At 72.2% G+C, this 21,256-nt stretch carries 21 protein-coding genes and 1 pseudogene; 11 read left to right on the forward strand and 11 right to left on the reverse strand.

The genetic code is table 11. The annotated features are described in order from the left end of the window. The first annotated feature begins 112 nt into the window (after window positions 1–112). Together AMETH_RS16985 and AMETH_RS16990 are read left to right on the forward strand one after the other, a co-directional pair. Window positions 113–703 carry an Rv1733c family protein gene (locus tag AMETH_RS16985; RefSeq protein ID WP_017982312.1) on the forward strand — a complete coding sequence of 197 codons (591 nt, stop codon included), beginning with the start codon at window positions 113–115 and terminating at the stop codon, window positions 701–703. Next, a complete protein-coding gene (locus AMETH_RS16990) occupies window positions 700–879 on the forward strand; it encodes a hypothetical protein (RefSeq protein ID WP_017982313.1) in 180 nt (59 codons plus the stop codon). Before AMETH_RS16985 ends, AMETH_RS16990 begins: the two co-directional genes overlap by 4 nt. A gap of 30 nt (window positions 880–909) precedes the next feature. Here the strand turns inward: AMETH_RS16990 and AMETH_RS16995 are convergent, their stop codons facing one another. The 3 genes from AMETH_RS16995 to AMETH_RS17005 all read right to left on the reverse strand — a co-directional run bounded on the left by AMETH_RS16995 (window position 910) and on the right by AMETH_RS17005 (window position 3,312). Then, window positions 910–1,563, reverse strand: a complete 654-nt coding sequence (locus AMETH_RS16995; protein ID WP_017982314.1) for a response regulator — start codon at window positions 1,561–1,563, stop codon at window positions 910–912. Window positions 1,564–1,669: 106 nt separating this feature from the next. Beyond that, window positions 1,670–2,668 carry a zinc-binding alcohol dehydrogenase family protein gene (locus AMETH_RS17000; RefSeq protein ID WP_026153112.1) on the reverse strand — a complete coding sequence of 333 codons (999 nt, stop codon included), beginning with the start codon at window positions 2,666–2,668 and terminating at the stop codon, window positions 1,670–1,672. A gap of 71 nt (window positions 2,669–2,739) precedes the next feature. Further along, window positions 2,740–3,312 carry a TetR/AcrR family transcriptional regulator gene (locus tag AMETH_RS17005; RefSeq protein WP_026153113.1) on the reverse strand — a complete coding sequence of 191 codons (573 nt, stop codon included), beginning with the start codon at window positions 3,310–3,312 and terminating at the stop codon, window positions 2,740–2,742. Between the two features lie 87 nt (window positions 3,313–3,399). Between AMETH_RS17005 and AMETH_RS40235 the strand changes: the two are divergent. Beyond that, a pseudogene (locus AMETH_RS40235) lies at window positions 3,400–3,570 on the forward strand (NAD(P)H-binding protein); the annotation flags it as partial. Between the two features lie 481 nt (window positions 3,571–4,051). Further along, on the forward strand, window positions 4,052–4,264 hold the full coding sequence (locus AMETH_RS40240) for a Rossmann-fold NAD(P)-binding domain-containing protein (protein WP_017982318.1): 213 nt from the start codon (window positions 4,052–4,054) through the stop codon (window positions 4,262–4,264). Here the strand turns inward: AMETH_RS40240 and AMETH_RS17015 are convergent. Further along, window positions 4,261–5,985, reverse strand: coding sequence for a GAF domain-containing sensor histidine kinase (locus AMETH_RS17015; RefSeq protein WP_026153114.1), 1,725 nt, complete (start codon window positions 5,983–5,985; stop codon window positions 4,261–4,263). The genes AMETH_RS40240 and AMETH_RS17015 overlap by 4 nt on opposite strands. 178 nt (window positions 5,986–6,163) lie before the next feature. Between AMETH_RS17015 and AMETH_RS17020 the strand changes: the two genes are divergently transcribed. From AMETH_RS17020 to nrfD, 5 genes are read left to right on the forward strand one after another with little or no spacing between them, the layout of a single operon-like run. After that, a complete protein-coding gene (locus AMETH_RS17020; RefSeq protein ID WP_017982320.1) occupies window positions 6,164–7,081 on the forward strand; it encodes a nitroreductase family protein in 918 nt (305 codons plus the stop codon). A 29-nt stretch (window positions 7,082–7,110) separates the two neighbouring features. After that, a complete protein-coding gene (locus AMETH_RS17025; RefSeq protein ID WP_017982321.1) occupies window positions 7,111–7,539 on the forward strand; it encodes a DUF6098 family protein in 429 nt (142 codons plus the stop codon). 58 nt (window positions 7,540–7,597) lie between these two features. After that, on the forward strand, window positions 7,598–10,870 hold the full coding sequence (gene fdh, locus AMETH_RS17035) for a formate dehydrogenase (RefSeq protein WP_223843173.1): 3,273 nt from the start codon (window positions 7,598–7,600) through the stop codon (window positions 10,868–10,870). After that, the gene (locus AMETH_RS17040) at window positions 10,867–11,772 is read left to right on the forward strand and encodes a 4Fe-4S dicluster domain-containing protein (protein ID WP_017982324.1); all 906 of its coding nucleotides are present in this window, start codon (window positions 10,867–10,869) and stop codon (window positions 11,770–11,772) included. Before fdh ends, AMETH_RS17040 begins: the two co-directional genes overlap by 4 nt. Then, complete coding sequence (nrfD, locus tag AMETH_RS17045) at window positions 11,769–12,710, forward strand: NrfD/PsrC family molybdoenzyme membrane anchor subunit (RefSeq protein WP_017982325.1); 942 nt, start codon at window positions 11,769–11,771, stop codon at window positions 12,708–12,710. Before AMETH_RS17040 ends, nrfD begins: the two co-directional genes overlap by 4 nt. Here the strand turns inward: nrfD and AMETH_RS17050 are convergent. From AMETH_RS17050 to AMETH_RS17060, 3 genes are all read right to left on the reverse strand, one after another. Then, a complete protein-coding gene (locus tag AMETH_RS17050) occupies window positions 12,688–13,509 on the reverse strand; it encodes an MBL fold metallo-hydrolase (protein ID WP_017982326.1) in 822 nt (273 codons plus the stop codon). The two genes, nrfD and AMETH_RS17050, sit on opposite strands and share 23 nt — an antisense overlap. A gap of 389 nt (window positions 13,510–13,898) precedes the next feature. Further along, window positions 13,899–14,840, reverse strand: a complete 942-nt coding sequence (locus AMETH_RS39225) for a globin domain-containing protein (RefSeq protein ID WP_026153115.1) — start codon at window positions 14,838–14,840, stop codon at window positions 13,899–13,901. Window positions 14,841–15,005: 165 nt separating this feature from the next. Continuing rightward, window positions 15,006–16,859 carry a glycoside hydrolase family 3 protein gene (locus AMETH_RS17060; protein ID WP_038532180.1) on the reverse strand — a complete coding sequence of 618 codons (1,854 nt, stop codon included), beginning with the start codon at window positions 16,857–16,859 and terminating at the stop codon, window positions 15,006–15,008. Between the two features lie 132 nt (window positions 16,860–16,991). On the opposite strand from AMETH_RS17060, the gene AMETH_RS17065 reads away from it, so the two are divergent. Beyond that, window positions 16,992–17,516: a hypothetical protein gene (locus AMETH_RS17065; RefSeq protein ID WP_017982328.1), complete on the forward strand. Its 525-nt coding sequence runs from the start codon at window positions 16,992–16,994 to the stop codon at window positions 17,514–17,516. On the opposite strand, the gene AMETH_RS17070 is transcribed toward AMETH_RS17065, so the two are convergent. Then, window positions 17,507–18,607, reverse strand: a complete 1,101-nt coding sequence (locus AMETH_RS17070; RefSeq protein ID WP_017982329.1) for a CaiB/BaiF CoA transferase family protein — start codon at window positions 18,605–18,607, stop codon at window positions 17,507–17,509. The genes AMETH_RS17065 and AMETH_RS17070 overlap by 10 nt on opposite strands. Window positions 18,608–18,775: 168 nt before the next feature. Between AMETH_RS17070 and AMETH_RS17075 the strand changes: the two genes are divergently transcribed. Beyond that, entirely contained in the window at window positions 18,776–19,453 is a 678-nt protein-coding gene (locus AMETH_RS17075) for a hypothetical protein (RefSeq protein WP_156131681.1), read from the forward strand. A 195-nt stretch (window positions 19,454–19,648) separates the two neighbouring features. On the opposite strand, the gene AMETH_RS17080 is transcribed toward AMETH_RS17075, so the two are convergent. The 3 genes from AMETH_RS17080 to AMETH_RS17090 are packed head-to-tail and all read right to left on the reverse strand — an operon-like array spanning window position 19,649 to window position 21,233. Beyond that, window positions 19,649–20,047 carry a ChaB family protein gene (locus AMETH_RS17080; RefSeq protein ID WP_017982331.1) on the reverse strand — a complete coding sequence of 133 codons (399 nt, stop codon included), beginning with the start codon at window positions 20,045–20,047 and terminating at the stop codon, window positions 19,649–19,651. Window positions 20,048–20,105: 58 nt separating this feature from the next. Further along, window positions 20,106–20,378 (reverse strand): hypothetical protein, encoded by a 273-nt coding sequence (locus AMETH_RS17085; RefSeq protein WP_017982332.1) that lies wholly within the window; start codon window positions 20,376–20,378, stop codon window positions 20,106–20,108. Between the two features lie 9 nt (window positions 20,379–20,387). Further along, window positions 20,388–21,233 (reverse strand): SDR family oxidoreductase, encoded by an 846-nt coding sequence (locus AMETH_RS17090; protein WP_017982333.1) that lies wholly within the window; start codon window positions 21,231–21,233, stop codon window positions 20,388–20,390. Between the last annotated feature and the right edge of the window lie 23 nt (window positions 21,234–21,256).

A 21,256-nucleotide genomic window follows, 5' to 3' on the forward strand; every position in this document is an offset into this window, starting at 1 on the left:
GTGACCAACGGCCCTTCACCTCCGGCTGTGGGGCCGTCACGCTTGAACCGGGTGGTGGAAGGACTCGGGACATGCGCGGCGGAACCGGGGTGGCGCGGGCGGGGGCAGGCCGGTGACGCCCGCACCCGAGTCGTGGCCGGTCCGGTTCTGGCGCCTGATCCACCCGGGCGGTCCGCTGGCGCGTCCGTGGGACCGCTGGGAGGCGCGTCTGCTGGTGATGGCGATCCTGCTGGCGGTGGCCGCCGTGCCGCTGGCGGGGGTGCTCGTGTCGGGCGTTTACGCCCGCCAAGCGGAGCTCGCGCGGGAACAGCAGGCCGACCGGACCCAGGTGGCGGCCGTGGTGCTGGCCGACGCCCCGTCGTTCGTGGCGGGCGGGCCCACGGTGCAGGTGGCGGAGGTGCCCGCGCTGTGGCGGCTGCCGGACGGGACTGAGCGCTCCGGCCCGGTCACCGTCCCGGCGGGCACGGACCAGGGCACGCGGCTGCCGATCTGGGTCGACGGTGCGGGGGAGCCGGTGCCGCCACCGCTGTCGGCGTTCGGCGCGCTGAGCATCGCGCTCGGCGTCGGCCTGCTCGGCTGGCTCGGCGTGGTGCTGGTGCTGACGCTCGTCGTGCTCGCGGTGCACCTCGCGCTCGATCGCGTCCGGGCGGCGGCGTGGGCGCGTGAATGGGAGACGCTCAGCCAGGGAAGGAGTGGACGATGAACGACGACCTGGAGAGCCGCAAGGCGGCGCGGGAGGCGCGGGTGACCGCGGCGTCCCGGACGGGCCGGCACACGACGGAGGAGATGGCGGAATCGGCGATGCGGCGCTACTTCGCCGAGGAGGCTTACCGGGAGCGCGAGGAGCGGGAGCGCCGGGAACACCACAAGGATGTATAACGACCTATACGGCGCGGCTTTGTCGCGACTTCAATCTCCGTCCCTCACCTGCCTGCCCTCCCGCAGCTTCGTGGCGAGGACAGCGGCCTGGGTCCGCCGTTCCAGACCGAGCTTGGTGAGCAGGCGGGAGACGTAGTTCTTCACGGTCTTCTCCGCGAGGAACATCCGCTCGGCGATCTGGCGGTTGGTCAGCCCCTCGCCGATGAGGCCGAGCAGCGTGCGCTCGCGGTCGCTCAACGCGGCGAGCGGGCCGCTCTCGACGGCGTCCGCGCGCAGCTTCGCCATCAGGGTCGCGGCCGCGCGGGTGTCCAGCAGCGACCGTCCGCTGCCGACCTCGCGCACCGCCGAGACGAGCTGCAGCCCTTGGATGTCCTTGATGACGTACCCGCCGGCGCCGGCCAGGATCGCGTTGAGCATGGCCTCCTCGTCGGTGTAGGAGGTCAGGATCAGCACGTTCAGCTCGGGCAGCCGGGAGCGCAGCTCGCGGCACAGCTCGATGCCGTTGCCGTCGGACAGGCGCACGTCCAGCACCGCCACGTCCGGCCGCAGCGCCAGGATCCGGCTCAGTGCCTGCGCGGCGGTGGACGCCTCGCCGATGACGGTGAGGCCCGGATCGGCCTCGAGCAGATCGCCGACCCCGCGGCGCACGACCTCGTGATCGTCGACGAGGAAGACCTTGATCATGCCGCAATCCCTTCGCTGCACGGAACCCTCCCAGGCTACGGGCGCCCCTGTCGTCAGGTCACGGCTTAGGTCCCCGATCCAGAGGACCAAGGTCACCTAACGAACGTCAAGGAACCAGAACCGCGGCGCCGGTGACGCGGTCGGCGGCGAGGTCGGCGAGTGCCTGGTCGGCCTGGTCGAGGCTGTAGGCAGTGGTGACGATCCGCAGGTGGTGCCGGCCGGCGAAGTCCAGGAACTCCCGCGCGTCGTGACGGGTGTTGGCGGTGACGCTGCGCAGGGTGCGTTCTTGGAACAGGTGGTCCTGGTAGTTCAGGGGCGGGATGTCGGTCAGGTGGATCCCGGCGATCGCGAGGGTGCCGCCGCGGTCCAGCGCCGCCAGCGCGGGCGGGACGAGGTCGCCGACCGGGGCGAACAGGATCGCCGCGTCGAGCGGTTCCGGCGGCGGGCCGGCGGCGTCGCCCGCGGAGGCGGCACCCAGGTCGAGGGCCAGTTGCCTGGCCTGGGCGCTGCGGGTCAGGACGTGCACGGTGGCGCCTTCGGCGAGCGCGACCTGGGCCGCCAGGTGGGCGCTGGCGCCGAAGCCGTACACGCCGAGGCGCCCGCCGCGGGGCAGGTCGGACCGGCGCAGCGCGCGATAGCCGATGATGCCGGCGCACAGCAGCGGGGCGAGCTCGGTGACCGAGTAGCCGCCGGGGAGCCGGTGGGCGTAGGCGGCGGGGACGGTGGTGAAGCGGGCGTAGCCGCCGTCGGCGTCCCAGCCGGTGTAGCGGGAGTCCGGGCAGAGGTTCTCCGCGCCGCGGCGGCAATAAGCGCATTCACCGCAGGTGCCGCGCAGCCACGCGGCACCCACCCGGTCGCCGACCGCGAAACCGGTGACGTGCGGGCCGAGGGCCGCGACCTCGCCGACGACCTCGTGCCCGGGCACCACCCCGGCGCGGTGCACCGGCAGGTCCCCCGCGACGACGTGCAGATCGGTGCGGCACACTCCGCAGGCGAGCACGCGCAGCAGCAGTCCGCGGTCACCGACGTCCGGGACGGGTTCGTTGCGGAGTTCGAACTTGCGGGTGCCCGGAGGCCCGGGCCGGAACACTCGCCAGGCGTGCATGATCCCAGCCTTGCCGAGCCCGGGGCGGCCGGTAAGGGCCGAAGGGCCCTGGCAGGCCCGGGGGCGCGGGTTCAGGCGAGGGTGGCGGCAGCGGTGCGGAGTTCGTCGAGGGCTTGGCGGGCGAGCTCGGGGAACGGCTGGTCGTTGGCGGGTTCGATCCACCGGTCGAACGCGCGGGTGAAGGCGCGGACGCCGAGGTCGGCGGCGAGGCTCGCGGCGGGGTCCGGCACGCCGCGCGCGGTGAGCGCTTCCGCCATCGCCGCGCAGAGACCTGCGCGTTTGAACACCTCGCGTTCCCGCAGTTCCTTGTGGGCGGCGATGACGTCGTGCAGGCGGGGGCCGAACTCCCGTTGTTCCGGCACGAAGGTGGCGGTGACGGCGTCGAGGGCGGCGGCGACGGCTTGCAGCGGGGTGGCGCCGGCGGGTGCGCCGGCGATGCCGTCGGCGAGGAGCCGGGCGTGCGCTTCTTGTCCGGCGAAGAGCACTTCGCGCTTGTCGGGGAAGTGGCGGAAGAAGGTGGTCTTGGTGAGGCCGGCGCGTTCGGCGATCTGCGCCACGGTGGTCTTGTCGTAGCCCTGCTCGGCGAACAGGTCGATGGCGGCGCGCACCAGGCGCATGCGCGCATTCGGTTCCCAGCGGCCCATGCGCACAGCCTAGGTGATGTGACTGAGTACCGTCACGTTCGCTACAGTGACGGTACTCAGTCACATCACTTCAGCGGGAGGCTCCTGATGCGGGTTTTCGTCCCGGGCGCCGGCGGTCACATCGGTTCCGCCGTCGTCACCGAACTGCTCCAGGCCGGACACGAGGTCGTGGGCCTGGCCCGTTCGGAGTCCTCGGCCGCCGCGGTGAAGGTGCTGGGCTCCGAGGTGCGCCTTGGCGATCTGGCGGACACCGGCGGGCTGCGTGCGGCCGCGGCTGGCGCGGACGCGGTCGTCCACCTGGCCTTCGACAACGCCGCGGCGCTGGCCGGGGACTGGTCCGCGGCGGCGGCAGCCGACCTGGCCGCGGCGCGGGCGTTCGGCGAGGCGCTGGCCGGCACGGGCAAGGCCCTCGAAGGAATCGGGATGCCGAGCGTGGCGGACGAGGTTCTCGCGGCGAACCCGCGGCTCGCGACCGGGCGGATGATCGCCGGCCTCGCCGGGCAGGGGGTCCGCGCTGTGCTCGTGGCGGTGCCGCAGGTGGTGCACAGCACGTGGGACCGAAGGGGTTTCGTGCCGACGCTGATCAAGTTCGCGCGGGCGAGTGGTGTCTCTTACTACCTCGGCGACGGCTCGAACCGCTGGCCCGCGGTGCACACGCTGGACCTGGCCCGCCTCTACCGGCTGGCGGTGGAGCAGGTGCCCCGCGGGAGCGCGGCTGATCGCAGCGGCGGAGGAGGGCGTGCGGGTGCGGGACATCGCCGAGGCGATCGGCCGCCATCTGGGGGTCCCGGTGCGCAGCATCCCGGCCGAGCAGGCCGCTGGTCGCTTCGGGCCGCTGATGAGCATCGACAACCCGTTGTCCAATCTGGACACCCGCCGCCTGCTCGGCTGGGAGCCGGTGCACCCCACCCTCATGACGGATCTCGGGGAGGGGCACTACTTCGCCGGCTAGGTCACCGGGGCGGACCAGGTCAGCCGGGTGCCGCCGCCCTCCAGCGCGGTCACCGAGCACGTTCCACCGGCCTGGGCGGCGCGTTCGGCCAGGTTGTGCAGGCCGCTGCGGGCGACCTTGCCGGGGATGCCGATGCCGTTGTCGACGACGTCGATGACGAGGTCGTCGTCGACCGAGACGGTGATCATCAGGGTGGTCGCGCGGGCGTGGCGGACCGCGTTGGACAACGCCTCCCGCAGCACCGCCTCGGCGTGTTCGGCCAGGTCGCTGCCGACGACGCCGATCGGGCCGGACATGCGGACCGTGGTGCGCAGCCCGGTGTCGCCGGTGACCTCGGCGATGATCTCGTTGAGCCGTTTGCGCAGCTGGGTGGTGCCCTGCAGACCGCCGTGCAGGTCGAAGATCGCGGTGCGGATTTCGGCGACGATGCTCTGCACGTCGTCGATCATGTCCGCCAGCCGCCGCTGGATCTCCGGGTTACGGGAGCGCATGTGGGTGCTCTGCAACGCCAGCCCGTGGGCGAACAGGCGTTGAATGACGTGGTCGTGCAGGTCGCGGGCGATGCGGTCGCGGTCGGAGACCACCTTCAGCTCGTTGATGGAGCGCTGGTCCTCGGCCAGTTGCAGGGCGAGCGCGGCCTGGTCGGCGAACGCGGCGGCGAGCGGGAGCTGGGTGCCGTCGAACGGGTCCTGGCCTGCCTTGCGCAGGGTGACGAGCACGCCGGAGACGTGGTCGCGGGACGCGCGCAGCGGCAGGACCAGCGCGGGGCCGAACTCGTGCGTGAGGTCGTAGGCGAGGTTCTCCACGCGGCGGGGCTCGGCGTCGGTGTAGGCGGCGCCGCAGCTGGAGCCCGCGATGGGGATTTCGCGGCCGACGAGCGGGTCGGAGTTGAGGCCCGCGGACACGGTGACCGTCAGGTGGGTGACGTCGGCGGGCGGCGCGTCGGGGTCTTCGGGCTGGGCGATGAAGGCGTAGTCGGCGCCGGCGAGGGCGAGCGCGCGGTTGGCGATCAGGTAGAGCACGTCGGTGGGATCCGCGGCGGCGAGCAGTTCGGCGCGGATCTCGCTGGTGGCTTCCTGCCAGCGTTGCCGCAGCTGGGCTTCTTCGTAGAGGCGGGCGTTCTCCACGGCGATGCCAGCCGCGGCGGCCAGTGCCTGCACGACGAGCTCATCGTCCTCGGTGAACGGCTGGCCGTTGCGCTTCTCGGTGAGGTAGAGGTTGCCGAACACCTCGTTGCGGACGCGCACCGGGACGCCGAGGAAGGTCTTCATCGGCGGGTGGTGCGCGGGGAACCCGGAGGACGCGGCGTGCTGGGAGATGTCGTCGAGGCGGATGGGTTTCGGTTGCTGGATCAGCAGTCCGAGCAGGCCGTGCCCGGTGGGCAGGTCGCCGATCTCGCGGCGGGTCTTCTCGCCGATGCCCTCGTAGACGAATTCGGCGAGGCCTTCGCGGTCCTGGTTGAGCACGCCGAGGGCGCCGTAGTGGCAGTCGACGAGGTTGATGGCGGCGTGCACGATGCGGCGCAGGGTGGCGTCAAGTTCGAGACCGCCCGCGACGGCGAGCATCGCTTCGAGCAGCCCGTCCATCTGGTCGCGGGATTGCACCAACTGCTCGATGCGGTCCTGCACTTCCCGGAGCAGTTCGCGCAATCGCAACTGGGACAGGCTTTCCCGTAACCCGGCGACGGGTTGGGCCTCGTCGGGGTCGTCGGTCCCGGGCATATCGCCAGACTCGCATGTCACCTGGGAGAACACCAGTCAAAAAGCGAGGTGGCGCGGGACGAGTTTCACCGCCGATAGGGCACAAAGGCCCCATCGGTGAGGACACCGTGCCCTCGTGGGGAAGCGGGCGGTGATGAAGAGTGGAACGATCCTGGACCCTTCGCGGCAGGGAGCCCAGATGTCGTTCGCCGGTCCGGACCCGGTCAGGGTCGCACTCGACGCGGCGGTCCGCGCGCCGTCGCCGCACAACAGTCAGCCGTGGCGGTTCGAGGTGGACGGTGACCGGGTCGGGGTGTTCCTGGATCCGGACCGGATCCTGAAGGTGGCCGACCCCGATGGCCGGGAGGCGCGGCTGGCGTGCGGCGCGGCGATCCTGAACGTGCGGCTGGCGTTGCGTGCTGCGGGCCGGACGCCGGTGGCGCACCTGCTGCCGCGGCGGGACGTGCCGGAGCACCTGGCGACGGTGTGGGCGAGGGGGCGGGTGACCCCGACGCCCGACGACGTGGCGATGGCGCGAGCGATCGCCTACCGGCGGAGCAACCGGCGGGCGTTCACGGCGCGGGAGGTGCCGGTGTGGGTGCGGCAGGCGCTGGTGCGGGCGGCGACCGAGGAGGGCGCGCACCTGGCGGTCGTGGGGCGGGCCGCGCAGCTGGACGAGCTGGGGGTGCTGCTGCGGGAGGCCGAGCGGTTGCAGCGGGAGGATCTGGCGTTCCAGGACGAGCTGCGGCAGTGGACGGCGCCGGACGGGTCGCGGGACGACGGTGTGCCGGCGTCGGCGGCCGGGTCGGGTCCGGAGTGGCCGTTCGACCGCAAGCCGCTGGTGGCGGTGCTGTCGTCCTACACCGACACACGGCTGGCCCAGTTGCGGGCGGGGCAGGCGATGCAGCGGGTGCTGCTGCGGGCGACGACGGCGGGGGTGAGCGTGTCGTTCCTGTCGCAGCCGGTGGAGATCCCGGCGCTGCGGGCGGCGGTGGCGCGGCTGGTGTCGGCGCCCGGGAATGCGCAGGTGGTGCTGCGGTTCGGGTACGGGTTCGCGGCCCCGGCGACGCGGCGTCGCCCGGCCGAGGTGGTGACGCGCTACACGGTGCACGGTTAAGCGTGGCCGTGGCGGGGCATCTGTGCGGCATGGCGGTCGAAGACTCGTTGCCCACCCTGCACCGGCTGGCGGATCTGGCGGCGCTGCTGATCCCCGGTGCGGTCGTCTACGTGCGGTACTCGCCCGGTCCGGAGTCCGACGCGGAGCACCCGAGCACCGATCACGAGAGCGGGCTGGAGATGCCCGGGGTGTCGGTGAACCCGTTGAACGCGCCGGGCTGGTGGTCGTTGCCGGTGGAGGACTGGCTGGCGCGGCGGATCGTGCAGTACGCGCACCAGCAGGCGGAGGGGGCGCGGCCGTGGGTGCTCACCGGCAAGGAGGTCGATTTCGGGCCGGATAACGAGCCGTTGCTGGTGGACGTGGAGCCGATCGCGTGGATCTCCGAGGACCTGGTGCGGGAGGCACACGAGCGGTACCACTCCCGGCTGGACACGGGGCGCGCGACGCACGAAGATTGATCGCGTCGGTTTGCCCCGCCCCGCGGGCGGGAAAGCGGGACGTGCCGGGAGGTGAGCGATGGGCGTGGGTGACTGGTTGCGGTCGTGGCCGGTCTACCGGCAGCTGACCGGTGCCGACCGGCTGGGCCGGGGCAGCGCGGCGCAGTCCGCCCGGTCGCATTCCCTGATGCCGCGCACCGCGTCGGCGGACCGGGTGGTGCATTCGGTGTGCCCGTTCTGCGCGGTGGGGTGCGCGCAGAAGGTTTACGTCTCCGGCGAGCGCGTCGTGCAGGTCGAGGGCAATCCGGATTCACCGATCTCGCGTGGCCGGTTGTGCCCGAAGGGGTCGGCGAGCAAGCAGCTGGTGACCGGCCCGCAGCGGCAGGAGAAGGTGCTCTACCGCGCGCCGTACGCGACGGAGTGGCAGGAGCTGGACCTGCCATCGGCGATGGAGATGGTGGCCGAGCGGGTGCTGGACGCGCGGCGGCGGGGCTGGCAGGACGCCGATGAGCACGGCAACCCGTTGCGCCGCACGATGGGGCTGGCGAGCCTGGGCGGCGCGACGCTGGACAACGAAGAGAACTTCCTGATCAAGAAGTTGTTCACGGCGCTGGGTGCGATCCAGATTGAGAACCAGGCACGTATTTGACACTCCGCCACGGTTCCCGGTCTGGGAGCCTCCTTCGGTCGCGGTGGCGCGACGGATTACCAGCAGGACCTCGTCAACTCCGACTGCGTGATCATCATGGGCTCGAACATGGCCGAGGCTCATCCGGTCGGGTTTCAGTGGGTGGTGGAGGCCAAGGCGCGTGGCGCGAAGGTGTTCCACATCGACCCGCGGTTCACGCGGACGAGCGCGCTGGCGGACCGGCATGTGCCGTTGCGGGCGGGGTCGGACATCGCGTTCCTGGGCGGGGTGATCAACCACATCCTGTCCAACGGGCTGGAGTTCCGGGAGTACGTGCGGGCGTACACGAACGCGTCGTTCCTGGTGCGGGAGGATTTCCGGGACACCGAGGACCTGGACGGGCTGTTCAGCGGGTACGACCCGGCTACGGGGTCCTACGATCCGGCGAGCTGGCACTATGAGAGCGCGCGGCCGCGGGAGGGCAGGGGAAGCCGGTCGAAGGAGCAGTCGTCGCCGGACCAGCACGGTTCGGGCGGGCCGCCGCTGGAGGGCGGGGCGGACGACATCGCCGCGGATCCGACGCTGGAGCACCCGCGGTGCGTGTTCCAGGTGCTGAAGCGGCATTTCGCGCGTTACACGCCGGAGATGGTGGAGCGGACGTGCGGTGTGCCTGCCGAGCTGTTCGCAGAGGTGTGCCGGGCGTGGACGGAGAATTCGGGCCGGGAGCGGACGGCGGCGCTCGTGTACAGCGTGGGCTGGACGCAGCATTCGATGGGCGCCCAGTACATCCGGGCGGGGTCGATCATCCAGTTGCTGCTGGGCAACATCGGCCGTCCGGGTGGCGGGGTGTTCGCGTTGCGCGGGCACGCCTCGATCCAGGGGTCGACGGACATCCCGACGTTGTTCAACCTGCTGCCCGGGTACCTGCCGATGCCGGACACCTCGCACGAGAGCATCGGCGACTACCTGCGCCTGGTGCGTGGTGACCGGCAGAAGGGGTTCTGGCGTAACGCCGACGCGTACCTGGTGTCGTTGCTGAAGGAGTACTGGGGCGACCACGCCACGGCGGACAACGACTGGTGTTTCGACTACCTGCCGCGGATCAACGGTGACCACGGGACCTACCGCACGGTCATGGACATGATCGACGGGAAGGTGTTCGGGTACTTCCTGCTGGGGCAGAACCCGGCGGTGGGGTCGGCGCACGGGCGGCTGCAGCGGCTGGGCATGGCGAACCTGGACTGGCTGGTGGTGCGGGACCTGGCGATGATCGAGAGCGCCACGTTCTGGAAGGACTCGCCGGAGGTGGAGACCGGGGAGATCGTGCCGGAGCAGTGCCGCACCGAGGTGTTCTTCTTCCCGGCGGCCTCGCACGTGGAGAAGTCCGGCACCTTCACCCAGACGCAGCGGATGCTGCAGTGGCGGGACAAGGCGGTCGAGCCGAGGGGCGACCAGCGCAGCGAGCTGTGGTTCTTCTACCACCTCGGCCGGATCCTGAAGGAGAAGCTGGCGGCTTCGGCCGACGAGCGGGACCGGCCGCTGCAGGAGCTGTGGTGGGACTACCGCATGGAGCACGGTGACGAGCCCTCCGGCGAGGACGTGCTGCGGCGGATCAACGGGGTCGACCTGACCGCCGACCGCGCCCTGAACGGCTACCTGGAGCTCAAGGCCGACGGCAGCACGGCGTGCGGGTGCTGGATCTACAGCGGTGTGTACGCCGGCGAGGTGAACCAGGCGGCGCGCCGCAAACCGCACGACGAGCAGGGCCCGTACGAGTCGGAGTGGGGCTGGACGTGGCCGCTGAACCGGCGGGTGCTCTACAACCGGGCGTCGGCTGATCCGCAGGGCCGGCCGTGGAGCGAGCGCAAGAAGCTGGTGTGGTGGGACGCGGACAAGGGCGAGTGGACCGGGCACGACGTGCCGGACTTCGAGAAGACGAAGCCGCCGGACTTCCGGCCGGAGCCGGGCGCGTCGGGCCCGGACGCGCTGCACGGGGACGATCCGTTCATCATGCAGGCCGACGGCAAGGCGTGGCTGTTCGCGCCGAACGGGGTGCTGGACGGGCCGCTGCCGACGCACTACGAGCCGCACGAGTCGCCGGTGCGCAACCCGCTGTACGGGCAGCAGGGCAACCCGGCGCGCAAGGTGTACGGGCGGGTGGACAACCCGTCGAACCCGTCGCCGCCGGAGGCGCACGGCGAGGTGTTCCCGTTCGTGTTCACCGCGGCGCGGCTGACCGAGCACCACACCGCGGGCGGGATGAGCCGTCAGCTGCCCTACCTGGCGGAGTTGCAGCCGGCGTTGTTCGTGGAGGTGTCGCCGGAGCTGGCGGCCGAGCGCGGGCTGGCGCACCTGGACTGGGCGCACGTGGTGACGAGCCGGGCGGCGGTGGACGCGCGGGTGTTCGTGACCGAGCGGATGCGGCCGCTGCGGATCGACGACCGGGTGGTGCACCAGATCTGGATGCCCTACCACTGGGGGCACACCGGGCTGGTGGACGGCGACGTGGTCAACGACCTGCTGGGCGTGGTGGTGGATCCGAACGTGTTCATCCAGGAGAGCAAGGTAGCCACCTGCGACATCCGGCCGGGGCGGCGTCCGCGCGGCCCGGCGCTGCTGGCCTACCTGGAGGAGTACCGCACGCGGGCGGGGATCACGGTGGAGACCGGGACGCGGATCGCCACGGCGCGTCCGGACAGCGCCCACACGGAGGAGCGGTCATGAGCAACAGCTTCTACGGCCCGCTGGAGGACGTGGCGGGCGACGCCGGCTATTCCGGGCACCCGCCGCGGATGGGGTTCTTCACCGACACCTCGGTGTGCATCGGTTGCAAGGCCTGCGAGGTGGCGTGCAAGGAGTGGAACGGGGTGCCCGACGACGGGTTCGACCTGCTGGGCATGTCGTTCGACAACACCGGGATGCTGGGCGCGAACTCGTGGCGGCACGTGGCGTTCGTGGAGCAGGAGCGGCCGGGGGCGGTGTCGCCGGAGCCGGTGGACCTGGGGTTGCCCTCGTTCGACCTGCCCGGGGCGGGCAGCGGCGCGGAGGCCCGCACGGACTTCCGGTGGTTGATGAGCTCGGACGTGTGCAAGCACTGCACGCACGCGGGGTGCCTGGACGTGTGCCCGACGGGGGCGTTGTTCCGCACCGAGTTCGGTTCGGTGGTGGTGCAGCCGGACATCTGCAACGGGTGTGGCTACTGCGTGTCCGGCTGCCCGTACGGGGTGATCGACCGGCGCGAGGACGACGGCAGGGCGTGGAAGTGCACGCTGTGCTACGACCGGTTGCGGGACGGGCTGGAGCCAGCGTGCGCGAAGGCGTGCCCGACCGATTCGATCCAGTTCGGGCAGCTGGACGAGCTGCGGGAACGGGCGGCGCGTCGGGTGGACGCGCTGCACGAGGCCGGGGTGACCGAGGCGCGGCTGTACGGGGAGAGCCCGGACGACGGTGTAGGTGGCGACGGCGCGTTCTTCCTGCTGCTGGACGAGCCCGAGGTGTACGGTCTGCCGCCGGATCCGGTGGTGCCGACGCGGCACGCGGGGTCGATGTGGAAGTTCGCGGGCATGGCCGCGTCCGCGCTGGCGGCCGCCGCGGTGTCGGTGTTCTTCGGACGGGGCAGGAGATGAAGGAACAGGTCGCGGTGCCCAAGGCCGAGTTCCGGTCCTACTACGGGCGGCCGGTGCTCAAGCCGCCGGTGTGGGAGTGGAAGGTCCCGGCCTACCTGTTCACCGGGGGGTTGTCGGCCGGGTCGGCGATGCTCGGCGCGGGGGCGGACCTGACCGGCCGTCCGGTGCTGCGGCGGGCGAGCCGCGCCGGGGCGCTGGGCGCGCTCGCGGCGAGCATGTACCTGCTGGTGGCCGACCTGGGGCGGCCGGAACGGTTCCTGCACATGCTGCGGGTCGCGAAGCCGAGTTCACCGATGAGCGTGGGCACCTGGATCCTGGTGGCCTACGGGCCGGGCGCCGGGGTGGCCGGGGTGGCGGAGCTGGTGCCGCGGCGGTGGCGGGGAACGCTGCCCGGCCGCCTGCTGGGCCGGCTGGCGCGGCCGGCGGGGTTGTCGGCGGCGGCGATCGCGCCCGGGGTGGCCTCCTACACCGCGGTGCTGTTGTCGCAGACCGCGGTGCCCGCCTGGCAGTCGGCGCACCGGCAGCTGCCGTTCGTGTTCACCGGTTCGGCCGCGGCCAGCGGCGCCGGGTGGGGCATGGTGTGGGCGCCGGTCGCCGAGGCGGGCCCGGCGCGGCGGTTGGCGGTGCTGGGCGCGGCGGCGGAGCTGGTGGCGTCGAAGGTGGTCGACCAGCGCCTCGGGCTGATCTCGCAGGCCTACACGACCGACAAGGCGCACCGGCTGCGGAAGTGGTCGGAGTATCTGACGCTGGGTGGCGCGGCGGGTGCGCTGGCCGGGCGGCGCAGCCGGGCCGTGCAGGTGGTGTCCGGGCTGGCGTTGCTGGCCGGCAGCGCGTTGCAGCGGTTCGGGGTGTTCGAGGCCGGTGTCGAGTCCACGAAGGACCCGCGGTACGTGGTGGTGCCGCAGCGGGACGCGATCAACCGGGCGAGCGGGCGCTGAGCAGGTTCGCCAGTGAGAAGGACTCGCCGCGGGTGAGCAGCCGCACGTCTGTGGCCGGGTGGAGGCGCCCGGCCACGGCGAGGAAGTTCGACACCGGCGAGGTGAACTTGCCGTAGTCGTCGAAGTGGACCGGCACCACGTGGGTGGGGTTCATCATCTCCAGCATCCGGCCGCCCTGCCGGTCGTCCATCGTGACCCGCACGCCGAGGACGCGGGCGCCGCCCAGGTGCAGCACGGCCAGGTCGATTTCGGGGTAGCGGCGGCGGATCCCGGTCAGCTCGTCGTGGATGATCGTGTCGCCGCTGACGTAGATCGGCAGTGTGGCCGTGCCCGGGTGCGGGCTGTACTCCCAGATGCTGCCCATGACCGGCGGCAGGATCCGGTTCAGCGGGCCGCGGGAGTGCCGGGCGGGCACGGCGGTGACGGTGAGCTGGGCGTCGCCGTCGCGGAAGGTGTCGCCGCGCCAGGTGGGCAGGGCGATGGTGGCCTGGAAGCCGCGCTGGGCCAGCCGCCGGGCGGCGCGCTCGGTGGTCAGGATCGGCACGTCGGCGGGCAGGTGCCGGCGGGTGACCCGGTCGAAGTGGTCGCGGTGCAGGTGGGACAGCACGACCCCGTCCAGCGGGGGCAGGTCGGCGACCTGCGCGGCCGGTTCGGTGCGCCGCCGGGACACCAGGCCCTGCCCGAAGTGGGACCACTGGCCGCGGTGCAGGAAGTTCGGATCGGTGAGCACCGTGAACGGCCCCAGCCGGACCAGGGTGGTGGCGGTGCCGATGAAGGTGAGCGAGTCGGCGGGGAACATCAACGGCCCTTCCGGTCGGTGTCCGGTACGGCTACCCGCCGCGGGGCGGATGGTTCGCCTGCGGCGGGTGGCACCTCCCGTCGTGCCACCCGTCTTCGGCGCGCTGGCCCGGGTGCGGCAGGCGCGCGTGTTCCACCCGCATGGTGTCCTGCTGCGCGGCACCCTGGAGACCCTGGCCTCGGTGAGTTCCCGCTGCCGCGCAGCGGGCCGGTGGTGGCGCGACTGTCCAAAGGGGCCGGTATGCTTCGCTGTCCGGCCTGCGGGAGCCCGCCTACCAGTGCGGCCGCGCGGGTCGCCGCTAGGCCGGTGCTCCGACGGACGCTCCGCCACTCAGCGGACCGTGGCCTGGCCGCAATCGCGTCGCGCTCGGTGTTGCGGCGCGCCGGGAATCAGCCGGTTTCCGGTACGCGGAACGCGGCATCGGCGACCCGCAACGGCATCCCGAGCGCGTGGCTGTAGGTGCGCGTCCACGCCAGCCGCCGTTCCATCTCCTCGCCCTGAACCGTGCACCGCGACCCCATCGCGGCCCGGTAGGCCTCCCCGGCGGCGTCCGCGGCGGCCTCGGCCTGACGGTGCGCCTGCGTGGCCAGCCGCCGTCGCCGGGCCTCGGCGCTGGTCAGGATCTCCTCGGCCAGCAGTTGCGCCCGCGTCAGCAACGCGACCGCCTGCTCGTCCACCGTCGGCACGCCGTCGCGGGCGTCGCGGGCCCGAAGCCGCGCGACCTCCGCGCGCAGGCGCGCCGCCTCGCGGTCGCGGGTGGCCAGTTCGTCGGCCAGCCGCCGCTGGAAGTCGTGCACGTCGCCGCGATCGAAACCCCGCCGGTGCCAGGGCGCGCGCCGGAACGGGCGGGCCCGCACGCGGTCCGCGGTCAGCCCGTTGCGTGCCCCCGTTCCGGTGTCCGGCGGCGGGAGCAGCACGCTCTGCCGTCCCTGGCCGCGCACTTCGGCGTTGGTCATCACCTCGGCGACCACCGCGTACGCGCTGGTCCAGTCCGCGGCCAGCTCCGGGGTCCACCGTTCGCCGAGGAAGTGCTCGAGGGTGGCCAGCAGCGCCTGCCCGACCACCGGGTAGTGCTCCGGACGCACCCCGGCCTCGCGGTGCGTGCGGCCCAGCCGGCGCAGGTAGGGGACCGCGGCGTCGAGGTCGTCGACGTGGGTGACGATCTGCCCGAGCGCGGAGACGAACCGGGTCCGCTGCGACGCGAGCGACACCGGGAACAGATCCCGCAGTGACGGGCGGAGCAGGAACAGCGTCGCGTAGAACCACAGCGGGACCTCGTCACCGCGCTCGGCGACGGTGGCCCAGCTCGCCCGTAGTCGGGGGATGTCCACGGCGGCTAGCGCGCCTCCCCGGCGATGACCGGGCGGCCCCGGTCGGTGCGGCCCATTTCGCGCTGGTCCTTCCCTTGACGAATGCCAGGAGCCTAGGACCGGCCATTCGCCAAGGGAAGGGTTTCCAGCAGTGGAAAAAGGTTTCACGAATCGTGGCGGAAGCGGTCAGCCCCGGCGGTAGCGCAGCCCGTACCCGTAGGGGAACAGCGGGTCCTGCCCGTCGCCGACGTTGATCGGCTGCTGCGCGGCGCTGCGCATCCAGGTCACCGGCAGCTTCCCGGCCGGGTTGTAGTCGCCGAACAGCACGTCGGCGACACCGCCGCCCTCGGTGCCCGGAAGCCACGACGCCAGCAGCGCGTCCCAGCCGGGCAGTTCCGCCGCGATGTCCAGCGGACGGCCGGACACGAGCACGACCACCACCGGCACCCCGGAACCCTTGAGCCGCCGCAGGGTCGCCAGGTCCTCGGCGTCCAGGCCCATGCCGGCCGGCCGGTCGCCCATGAACTCCGCGTACGGGGTCTCGCCGACCACCGCGACCGCGACGTCGTAGCTGCCGTCGATGCCGGCGCCGTTCCGGTCGTAGGTGACCGCGCTGGAGCGCGCCTTGTCGCGGATCCCTTGCAGGATCGTGGTTCCCGGCGTGATCGGCCCGCTGGAGCCCTGCCAGGTGATCGTCCAGCCGCCGCTCTGGTTGCCGATGTCGTCGGCGTTCTTGCCCGCCACGAAGATCTTCTGCCCGTTCTTGCCGAGCGGCAGCACGCCGCCGTCGTTCTTGAGCAGCACCTGCGACTCGCGCACCGCCTGCCGCGCCAGCGCCCGGTGTTCGGCGCTGCCCACGGTCGCGGTGTATCGGCGGTCGGTGAAGGGCCGTTCGAACAGCCCGAGCTGGAACTTCTTGGTCAGGATGCGGCGGTTGGCGTCGTCGATGCGGCTCATCGGCACCCGGCCCGCCTGCACCTCGGCCCGTAGCGTGTCGATGAAACTCACGTAGTCGTAGGGCACCATCACCATGTCCACGCCCGCGTTGATCGAGGTCCGGACCTCTTCGGCGGTGAAGCCCTCCTGGCCGTCGATCTTGTCGATGCCCTGCCAGTCGGACACGACGAATCCGGAGAAGCCGAGCTCACCCTTGAGCACATCGGTGATCAGGTAGCGGTTGGCGTGCATCTTCACGCCGTTCCAGCTGCTGTAGGAGATCATCACCGACCCGACACCGCGCCGGACCGCGGCGCGGAACGGCGGCAGGTGGATGGCGCGCAACTGCTGCTCGGTGAGCTCGGTGTCGCCCTGGTCCACACCACCGGTGGTGCCGCCGTCGCCGACGTAGTGCTTGGCGGTGGCCAGGATCGATCCCTTGTCCGACGACGACCTGCCCTGCAGGCCGTCGATGATCGTGGTCATCGACGAGGCGAGTTCCGGGGTCTCGCCGAAGGACTCGTAGGTGCGGCCCCAGCGGTCGTTGCGGGCCACGCACAGGCACGGCGCGAAGTCCCAGTCCACGCCGGTGCCCGACACCTCTTCGGCCACGGCGCCGCCGATGCGGCCCACCAGCTTCGGGTCGCGGGTCGCGCCGAGGCCGATGTTGTGCGGGAAGATCGTGGCGCCGTGGACGTTGTTGTGGCCGTGCACGGCGTCCACGCCGTAGATGATCGGGATGCGCAGGGGAGAGGTCAGCGCGGCGCGCTGGAACCCGTCGTACATGTCGGCCCACGACTGGGCGGTGTTCGGCGTGGGCACCGAGCCGCCGCCGGACAGCAGCGACCCGAGCCGGTGGGTCGCGATGTCGGCCGGGTCGGTGATGGCGCCGCGCTCGGCCTGGGTCATCTGGCCGAGCTTGTCGTCCAGGCTCATGCGGGACAGCAGGTCGGCCACCCGCACCGGGACCGGCTTGCCCGTGTCGAGGTAGGCGGGGCGGTGCTGGACGGGCGCCGCCGACACCGTGGTCGCGCCGGAGACGAGCGCGACGGTGGCGGCGAGCACGGCGAAGAGGGTTTTCCGGCGAACAGATCGGGGTCTCATCCGTGGTCCTCCTTGACGCATCGGATTTGTTGCCGCGGGCAACTTAATGGCCCTGATGTAACCTAGCCCACACTTCCGGGAGAGGTCCAGACCTCTGTTCGGCCCACGACTTCCGTCGGTAGGTTGGATGACATGGCAAGGCCGAACAGCACCGTCGTCGTGCTCGCCGGGGCCGGCGTGGACAAGGTCATGGCCGGGCTCGACGGCCTGGCCAACGTGCACGTGGCGGCGTCGGGGGACGCGGCCGCCCTGGCGTCGCACGCCGCGTACGTGGTGCACGACCGGGACCCGCTCGCCGCGGTCGCGCAGGCGTGGGCCGGGTTCTTCGACCGGCAGGCGCCCGCCGGCGCACTGGAGGCCGCGATCGAAAGCGCGGTCGCCGACCTCCAGTGCGGCGTCACGCTGCTGCCCGACTACTACGTCGTGCTCGACCCGGAATCCCTGCCGCCCACGGGGAAGCACTGGTGGCTGGGCGTGCTCGCGGGCGCCGCGCCCAGCCGCGTCGTCCCGGCCGCGCGGACGGCGTCCGCCGTGCGGGAAGCGCTCTCCCGGCTGCCGTCGGGCCGGTGGTGGCCCGACGACGTGGAGACCTGGCTAAGCGGCCTGGTCCGCGTGGTGCCAGACCAGGCCGGCCTGCCCCGGCCGGCTCAGGGCTGAAGACCCCAGTCCCGGATCACGGCCTCGGTGTCCGCACCCGGCGTGGTCGGCGCCGACGGCTCGGCGCTGGGCGTCCGGGAGAACCGCGGCGCGGGCGCGGCCTGGGTCGCGCCGTTGATGTCCCGCACCGAGCCGCGCGCGGTCAGGTGCTCGTTCTCCGCCGCCTCGGCGAAGGACAGCACCGGTGTCACGCACGCGTCCGTCCCGGCGAACACCGCCGTCCACTCGTCGCGGGTGCGGGAGGCGATGACCTCGGTGAACCGTTCCCGCAGCTTCGGCCAGCCGGAGCGGTCGCCCTGCGCGGGCAGGTCCTCACCGTCCAGGCCGAGGCCCTTGAGCAGCTCGGCGTAGAACTGCGGCTCCAGCGCGCCCACCGCGATGTACTCGCCGTCGGCGCAGCGGTAGGTGTCGTAGAACGGGCAGCCAGTGTCCAGCAGGTTCGTGCCCGGCTCGTCGGCCCACGCGCCCTGCGCCCGAAGCGCCCACACCATCTGCAGCAGCACGCTCGCGCCGTCGACCATGGCCGCGTCCACCACCTGGCCCCGCCCGGAGCTCGCCCGCTCCACCAGCGCCGCCAGCACCCCGGTGACCAGGAACATCGAGCCGCCGCCGAAGTCGCCGACCAGGTTCAGCGCCGGGATCGGCTTGCCGCCGGTGTCGCGGACCGCGTGCAGCGCGCCGGTCAGGGAGATGTAGTTGATGTCGTGCCCGGCCTGCTTCGCCATCGGGCCGTCCTGGCCCCATCCAGTCATGCGGCCGTAGACCAGGCGCGGGTTGCGGGCGAAGCAGTCCTCCGGGCCGACGCCGAGCCGCTCGGCCACCCCCGGCCGGAAACCCTCCAGCAGCACGTCCGTCTTCTCAACCAGCTGCTCCACCAGCCGCTTGCCCTCGGGGGTCTTCAGATCGGCCGCGATCGAGCGGCGGCCGCGCAGCAGGTGGTCCCGCGCCTCCGGCGGCAGCACCTGCAGGCCACCCGAGGGCCGCTCGACGCGCACCACGTCCGCCCCCAGGTCGGCGAGGATCATCGCCGCGTGCGGTCCCGGGCCGATGCCCGCCAGTTCCAGCACCTTGATCCCCGCCAGCGGCCCCATCGGCACTGCTCCCCACTCGTCGTCGTGCAAGTGCCCCGGATTGTGCCAGGCGCGGACGCGCAGCGGATGTGGCGCATTCCACCGCGCTACACGGACCACTCACGAAACCAGGCGCATCATGGAGTGAGGGCGCTCGCGCCGGGCGCCGCCGTGGTGAGGGAGCTGCCGATGCCCTACCAAGACCTGGGAGCGTTCATCTGGCCCATCATGGTGCTGATCTGGGTGCTCGCCGCCTCCTACTCGCGCGCCGCGATGCACCACCGCTGGCAGACCCGCGCCCGCCCAGCGCCCACCCGCCCACCAGGGCGGCCCATCGACGCCCCTGACGCGGCCGCCTCGCTGCGCGTGCTGTGGGACGCCGCGCGCGAGCGCTACGCCCGGATCGCGGGGGAGTACGGCGACTACGAGTCCGACCCCAAACAGGTGCTGCGCCGGCCCGCGCTGGCCGACCCGGCCGTGCCCTCGACCAGCCGGTTCATCGACGCCTTCCACGAGGCCATGGCCCTGCACACCGAGACCTACCCGCCCACCGACGTGGCCCGCAAGTACGTCGAGGCCACCGAAACCGCCGAAAAGGCCTGGACAGCGGCCTGCGTAGCCGCCGAGAAGCTGCGCGCCTCCCGGTTCACCACCGACGAGCGGGCGCTGATCAACCAGGGCATCAAGCTGCTCGAACTCGCCGAGGGCGCCGCCACTCCCGCCGAGCAGGAGGCCGCCTTCGCCGCCGCGCGGCAGGTGCTCGCCAAGCTCGAACGCAGCGCAGGCACCCGGCTCGACTGGCGCGTGCCACGCCCCGCGCGCCAGACCATCGACCGCCTCGGCAGGCCGCCGCTGCCCCCGGCATGAAGGCCCACGCGGGGGCCGCACCGCCGACCTGACGAAGGGCGCCCGCCCGGGGGCGGGCTGCCGTCCACGCCCCGGCAATGTGGGAGGGCGGCCGCGCGCGGCGAAGCTGCCGAGATTCGCCCGCCAGGCGCTCCACCCCCGGGTATGGTGAAGGGCCCGGCGTGCGCCGGGCCCTTCACCAACCAGTACCTGCTACTACCGGCGAGCCTTCGCGGTCTCCCTGTTGTTGGCCTTCTGGATCGCCTTGACCAGCTCGTTCTTGTTCATCGACGAGCGGCCCTTGATGTCCAGCTGCTTGGCCACGTCGTACAGGTGCTGCTTGCTGGCCGAGGCGTCCACACCACCGGCGGTCTTCGTCGGCTTGCGCCCCGCGCCCCGCGCGGCCTGCTTGTCCGACGGGCCCTTGCTGCCCTTCTCCTCCCAGTGGTCGCCGACCTTCTCGAACGAGTGCTTCAGCGACGCGTACGCCGTCTGGTGCGCGCGCCGCCCCTCGCCGTAGGTCTCCACCGCCGAGTCGTGGGTCTTCACCCACGTGTCCTGCGCCTTCTTCGACGACCGCTTCAGCGTGCTGGGCAGGGCTTCACGTCCAGGCATCGGAGCACCTCCTGTCGCCTCTCGTGCCTGACCCACGTTTTCCCGGTACGGCCGTACGTCAAACTCCTCCGTCCTCGACCCGCATCGCCTGCTGCTCGGCGCCCCCGGCCGGCCGCTGACGGCCCTGGTCCTCGCCGATCTCGGTGCCCTCGGCGTCGACCAGCTCGTTGGACCGGTCCGGCGCCGACACCTGCTCGCCCGCGGCCTCGGCGTCCGGCTCGGCCGCCCGGTCCGGATCCCGCACCCGCCAGATCACCGGGTCCTCCAGCGGCTTCGGCTCGGCGTCCAGCTCCAGGTTCTCCTGCTGCTCCGACACTGGCTCCTGCGGCATGTTCCCTCCTCAGCCCGGCATGGTCTCGCCGCCGAGCGCGGCGAGCACCTCACCGGTGTAGTACGACGACAACTGGTTCGACGCGAAGAACACGAACGACGGCGCCAGCTCGTCCGGCTGCGCCGCCCGCCCCATCGGCACCTGCTGCCCGAACTTCTCCACGTGCTCCGGTGACATGGTCGCCGGGATCAGCGGTGTCCACACCGGACCCGGCGCGACCGCGTTGATCCGCACGCCCCGGCCGGCCAGCGCCTGCGCCATCGCGTAGGTCCACGCGATCACCGCGCCCTTGGTGGCCGAGTAGTCGATCAGGGACTTGTTGCCGCGCAACCCGTTCACCGACGCGGTGTTCACGATGGACGAACCCTCGCCCAGGTGCGGCAGCGCCGCGTGCGTCACCCGGAAGTAGCTGTGGACGTTCACGTCGAACGTGCGCGTCCACTGCTCGTCGGTCAGGTCCTCGGGCGAGTCCAGCTCCTGCTGCGTGGCCACGTTGTTGACCAGGACCTCCAGCCCGCCGAACTCCCGCACCGTCTCGTCCACGACCTTGCGGCACTGCTCGCGCGAGCCCAGGTCGCCGGGCAGCAGCAGGCAGTGGCGGCCCTCCTTGCGCACCAGCTCCGCGGTCTCCTCCGCGTCGGCATGCTCGTCCAGGTAGGCGATCGCCACGTCGGCGCCCTCCTTGGCGAACGCGATCGCGACCGCGCGCCCGATGCCGGAGTCCCCACCGGTCACCAGCGCCCGCTTGTCCCGCAGCAAGCCGCGCCCGGTGTAGTCCGCCATCCGGTCCCGCGGCCGCGGCTCCATCTCGCCCGTCACGCCCGGCGGTTCCTGCTGCTGGCGTGGCTGTCCCATGCGCACACTCCTTCCGCACCTGC

Origin of the sequence: Amycolatopsis methanolica 239, from assembly GCF_000739085.1 — a bacterium.
GTDB classification, from domain to species: domain Bacteria; phylum Actinomycetota; class Actinomycetes; order Mycobacteriales; family Pseudonocardiaceae; genus Amycolatopsis_E; species Amycolatopsis_E methanolica.

What these genes read in the sequence shown, in the direction of transcription:
- AMETH_RS17090 (WP_017982333.1), bottom strand. Translation starts at nt 21,233, where the DNA reads ATGGGACAGCCACGCCAGCAGCAGGAACCGCCGGGCGTGACGGGCGAG.
- AMETH_RS17040 (WP_017982324.1), top strand. Translation starts at nt 10,867, where the DNA reads ATGAGCAACAGCTTCTACGGCCCGCTGGAGGACGTGGCGGGCGACGCC.
- AMETH_RS17065 (WP_017982328.1), top strand. Translation starts at nt 16,992, where the DNA reads ATGGCAAGGCCGAACAGCACCGTCGTCGTGCTCGCCGGGGCCGGCGTG.
- AMETH_RS17080 (WP_017982331.1), bottom strand. Translation starts at nt 20,047, where the DNA reads ATGCCTGGACGTGAAGCCCTGCCCAGCACGCTGAAGCGGTCGTCGAAG.
- AMETH_RS17070 (WP_017982329.1), bottom strand. Translation starts at nt 18,607, where the DNA reads ATGGGGCCGCTGGCGGGGATCAAGGTGCTGGAACTGGCGGGCATCGGC.
- AMETH_RS16990 (WP_017982313.1), top strand. Translation starts at nt 700, where the DNA reads ATGAACGACGACCTGGAGAGCCGCAAGGCGGCGCGGGAGGCGCGGGTG.
- AMETH_RS16995 (WP_017982314.1), bottom strand. Translation starts at nt 1,563, where the DNA reads ATGATCAAGGTCTTCCTCGTCGACGATCACGAGGTCGTGCGCCGCGGG.
- AMETH_RS17025 (WP_017982321.1), top strand. Translation starts at nt 7,111, where the DNA reads ATGGCGGTCGAAGACTCGTTGCCCACCCTGCACCGGCTGGCGGATCTG.
- AMETH_RS17075 (WP_156131681.1), top strand. Translation starts at nt 18,776, where the DNA reads ATGCCCTACCAAGACCTGGGAGCGTTCATCTGGCCCATCATGGTGCTG.
- AMETH_RS17005 (WP_026153113.1), bottom strand. Translation starts at nt 3,312, where the DNA reads ATGGGCCGCTGGGAACCGAATGCGCGCATGCGCCTGGTGCGCGCCGCC.
- AMETH_RS17020 (WP_017982320.1), top strand. Translation starts at nt 6,164, where the DNA reads ATGTCGTTCGCCGGTCCGGACCCGGTCAGGGTCGCACTCGACGCGGCG.
- AMETH_RS17060 (WP_038532180.1), bottom strand. Translation starts at nt 16,859, where the DNA reads ATGAGACCCCGATCTGTTCGCCGGAAAACCCTCTTCGCCGTGCTCGCC.
- nrfD (WP_017982325.1), top strand. Translation starts at nt 11,769, where the DNA reads ATGAAGGAACAGGTCGCGGTGCCCAAGGCCGAGTTCCGGTCCTACTAC.
- AMETH_RS17015 (WP_026153114.1), bottom strand. Translation starts at nt 5,985, where the DNA reads ATGCCCGGGACCGACGACCCCGACGAGGCCCAACCCGTCGCCGGGTTA.
- AMETH_RS17085 (WP_017982332.1), bottom strand. Translation starts at nt 20,378, where the DNA reads ATGCCGCAGGAGCCAGTGTCGGAGCAGCAGGAGAACCTGGAGCTGGAC.
- AMETH_RS17050 (WP_017982326.1), bottom strand. Translation starts at nt 13,509, where the DNA reads ATGTTCCCCGCCGACTCGCTCACCTTCATCGGCACCGCCACCACCCTG.
- AMETH_RS17000 (WP_026153112.1), bottom strand. Translation starts at nt 2,668, where the DNA reads ATGCACGCCTGGCGAGTGTTCCGGCCCGGGCCTCCGGGCACCCGCAAG.